Origin of the sequence: Pseudomonas sp. PS01303, assembly GCF_029959385.1 — a bacterium.
GTDB lineage: Bacteria > Pseudomonadota > Gammaproteobacteria > Pseudomonadales > Pseudomonadaceae > Aquipseudomonas > Aquipseudomonas rustica.
Window position 1 is genome coordinate 1 of record NZ_JASCPK010000261.1, and the last position, 3,988, is coordinate 3,988.

Annotated in this window: 2 protein-coding genes; one reads left to right on the top strand and one right to left on the bottom strand. The window is 59.0% G+C overall.

Translation table 11 applies throughout. From position 1 onward, the window contains the following. Positions 1-294: 294 nt before the first annotated feature. Positions 295-1,632, bottom strand: a complete 1,338-nt coding sequence (gene rimO / locus QMX93_RS30070) for a 30S ribosomal protein S12 methylthiotransferase RimO (RefSeq protein ID WP_008088939.1) — start codon at positions 1,630-1,632, stop codon at positions 295-297. A gap of 295 nt (positions 1,633-1,927) precedes the next feature. Here rimO and QMX93_RS30075 point away from each other — a divergent pair, with 295 nt between their 5' ends. Then, positions 1,928-3,829, top strand: a complete 1,902-nt coding sequence (locus QMX93_RS30075) for a potassium transporter Kup (RefSeq protein WP_282359214.1) — start codon at positions 1,928-1,930, stop codon at positions 3,827-3,829. Positions 3,830-3,988 lie beyond the last annotated feature (159 nt).

A 3,988-nucleotide genomic window follows, 5' to 3' on the forward strand; every position in this document is an offset into this window, starting at 1 on the left:
GAACACCTCGATCAGTCCCCTCTCCCTCTGGGAGAGGGTTAGGGAAGGGAGCTGCCCTTCGTGCTGTTCAAAATCTGAGTTCGACTCGATATTTCAAGTCGCCGTAATTCGAAAGAACACCTCGATCAGTCCCCTCTCCCTCTGGGAGAGGGTTAGGGAAGGGAGCTGACCTTCGTGCTGTTCAAAACCTGAGTTCGACTCGATATTTCAAGTCGCCGTAAATCGAAAGAACACCTCGATCAGTCCCCTCTCCCTCTGGGAGAGGGCTAGGGTGAGGGGCTTTTGATCTTCAGATCAGATCTGCTCAGCCCACAGATCGTATTCGTCGGCATCAGTCACTTTGCACCAGACCTTGTCGCCCGGCTTCAGATTGCTGCCGTTATCAATAAACACGTTGCCATCGATTTCCGGGGCATCGAAGAAGCAGCGGCCAACCGCGCCTTGCTCGTCAACTTCGTCCACCAGCACTTCAATCTCACGGCCAATACGCATTTGCAGACGGGCCGAGCTGATCGCTTGCTGGTGCGCCATGAAGCGATCCCAACGATCCTGCTTGACCTCGTCCGGAACGATCTCCAGATCCAGATCGTTGGCCGGAGCGCCTTCTACCGGCGAGTACTGGAAGCAGCCGACGCGGTCGAGCTGGGCTTCGGTCAGCCAGTTGAGCAGGTACTGGAAGTCTTCTTCGGTTTCGCCCGGGAAGCCGACGATGAAGGTCGAGCGGATGATCAGATCCGGGCAGATCTCGCGCCAGTTCTTGATCCGCGCCAGGGTCTTGTCTTCGAACGCCGGGCGTTTCATCGACTTCAACACTTTCGGGCTGGCGTGCTGGAACGGGATGTCCAGGTACGGCAGGATCTTGCCGGCGGCCATCAGCGGGATCAGCTCGTCAACGTGCGGGTACGGGTAAACGTAGTGCAGACGTACCCAGACACCCAAAGTGCTCAGCGCTTCACAGAGTTCGGTCATGCGGGTTTTCACCGGCGCGCCGTTCCAGAAACCGGTGCGGTATTTCACGTCAACGCCGTAAGCGCTGGTGTCTTGCGAAATAACCAGCAACTCTTTAACGCCGGATTTGACCAGGCGCTGAGCTTCGTCGAGCACATCGCCGACCGGACGGCTGACCAATTTGCCGCGCATCGACGGGATGATGCAGAAAGAGCAGCTGTGGTTGCAGCCTTCGGAAATCTTCAGGTAAGCATAGTGACGCGGGGTCAACTTGATGCCTTGCGGCGGCACCAGGTCGATCAGCGGGTTGTGATCTTTACGCGGTGGCACGACTTCGTGCACGGCGTTGACCACTTGCTCGTACTGCTGCGGACCGGTCACGGCCAGCACGCTCGGGTGCACGTTGCGGATGTTGCCTTCTTCCACGCCCATGCAGCCGGTGACGATCACCTTGCCGTTTTCCTTGATTGCTTCGCCGATCACTTCCAAAGATTCAGCCTTGGCCGAATCGATGAAACCGCAGGTGTTGACGACTACAACGTCGGCGTCCTGATAGGTGGACACCACGTCATAACCTTCCATGCGCAGCTGGGTCAGGATGCGCTCGGAGTCGACCAGTGCTTTCGGGCAACCCAGAGATACAAAGCCAACCTTTGGATTGGCCGGCGCAGGAGTGGTGGACATGTCTAACCTCGGTATTTTGTGACGCCGCTTGCGCAGGGCGGAAGCCGACGGATGGGCGCTTAGGGTGCGCCTCTGATCAAAAAGTGCGCAATTCTAGCGGCGAGAAGCGCACTTGACCAGCTTTATGCCGGGAAATACGACGAGTGCTGCGCTATGCTTCGCGCCGTTGGGCTTTACCAATTTTTTACAGTCAACAAATCGTCTGTAACAACAGGTAAATCAGCGCATCATGCTGCACGACAAAGCATAGTGCTTCATTGAAAAGAAGCCGGTTCCGGTAAGTCAGGAGTGTTGGATGGGTCAGGCAAGTAGTCATGCGGCAGGCGCCGAGGGTTCGGCAACCAAGCCGCTGAGTATGCTGGTCGCGGCGGTCGGGGTGGTTTACGGCGACATCGGCACGAGCCCGTTGTACACCCTCAAAGAAGTGTTTTCCGGCGGCTACGGTGTGCCCGTCAATCACGACGGCGTGCTGGGCATTCTGTCGTTGATCTTCTGGTCGCTGATCTGGGTGGTTTCGATCAAATACATGATGTTCGTGCTGCGCGCCGACAACCAGGGCGAGGGCGGCATCATGGCGCTCACCGCATTGGCAAGGCGAGCGGCAGGGCATCGCAAAAAGCTGCGTTCATTATTGGTGGTCTGCGGACTGATCGGCGCAGCGCTGTTTTACGGCGACAGCATGATCACCCCGGCGATTTCCGTACTCTCGGCGATTGAAGGTCTGGGGCTGGCATTCGATGGCATCGACCATTGGGTGGTGCCGCTGTCGCTGGTCGTTCTGGTCGGGTTGTTCCTGATCCAGCGCCACGGTACCGCGCGGATCGGCATTTTGTTCGGGCCGATCATGGTCACCTGGTTCCTCGTCCTCGGCGCGCTTGGTGTGTATGGCATCAGCCACACGCCAGAAGTGCTGCATGCGATGAACCCGATGTGGGCGGTGAATTTCTTCGTCGTTCATCCGGGCATGGGCGTGGCGATCCTCGGCGCTGTGGTGCTGGCGCTGACCGGTGCCGAAGCGCTGTACGCCGACATGGGTCACTTCGGTCGCAAACCGATTGCCCGCGCGTGGTTCATTCTGGTGTTGCCGGCGCTGGTGCTCAACTACTTCGGTCAGGGCGCTTTGCTGCTGGACAACCCGGAAGCGGCGCGTAACCCGTTCTACCTGCTGGCGCCGAGCTGGGCGTTGATTCCGCTGGTCGGTCTGTCGACCATGGCCACGGTGATCGCCTCGCAAGCGGTGATTTCCGGCGCGTTCTCCCTGACCCGTCAGGCGATTCAGCTCGGCTACATTCCGCGCATGTACATCCAGCACACCTCCAGCGCCGAGCAGGGCCAGATTTATATTGGCGCGGTGAACTGGGCGTTGATGGTTGGCGTGGTGTTGTTGGTACTCGGCTTCGAATCGTCTGGCGCACTGGCCTCGGCCTACGGCGTGGCGGTGACGGGCACCATGCTGATGACCACCATTCTGGTGTCGGCAGTGATGCTGCTGCTGTGGAAATGGCCACCAATCCTTGCCGTGCCGGTGTTGATCGGTTTCCTGCTGGTGGACGGTCTGTACTTCGCCGCCAACGTGCCGAAGATCGTGCAGGGCGGTGCATTCCCGGTGATCGCCGGTATTGCGCTGTTCGTGCTGATGACCACCTGGAAACGCGGCAAGCAGTTGCTGGTCGATCGCCTCGACGAAGGCGCGCTGCCGCTGCCGATCTTCATCAGCAGCATCCGCGTACAACCGCCGCATCGCGTGCAGGGCACTGCGGTGTTCCTCACCGCGCGCTCCGACGCCGTGCCGCATGCGTTGTTGCACAACCTGCTGCACAACCAGGTGTTGCATGAGCAAGTGGTGTTGCTGACGGTGGTTTACGAAGACATCCCGCGCGTACCACCGTCGCGGCGTTTTGAAGTGGAAGCGCACGGAGAGGGCTTCTTCCGGGTGATCCTGCACTTCGGCTTCACCGATGAGCCTGACGTGCCGCAAGCGCTGAAGCTGTGTCATCTGGATGATCTGGACTTCAGCCCGATGCGCACGACCTACTTCCTCAGTCGCGAAACGGTGATTGCCTCGAAGCTGGAAGGCATGGCACGTTGGCGAGAGGCGCTGTTTGCGTTCATGTTGAAGAATGCCAATGGGAACTTGCGGTTCTTCAATCTTCCGTTGAACCGGGTGATTGAGTTGGGGACGCAGGTGGAGATGTAAGCTTGGCCCCATCCGAAAAGCCCCCGTCAGCCTTGTGGCTGGCGGGGGCTTTTTTGTGCCCGAACACATTGCTTGAATACTGCACCAATCCCCCTGTGGGAGCGGGCTTGCTCGCGAAGGCGGTGGATCAGCTACCGGAGATGTCGTCTGACACAACGC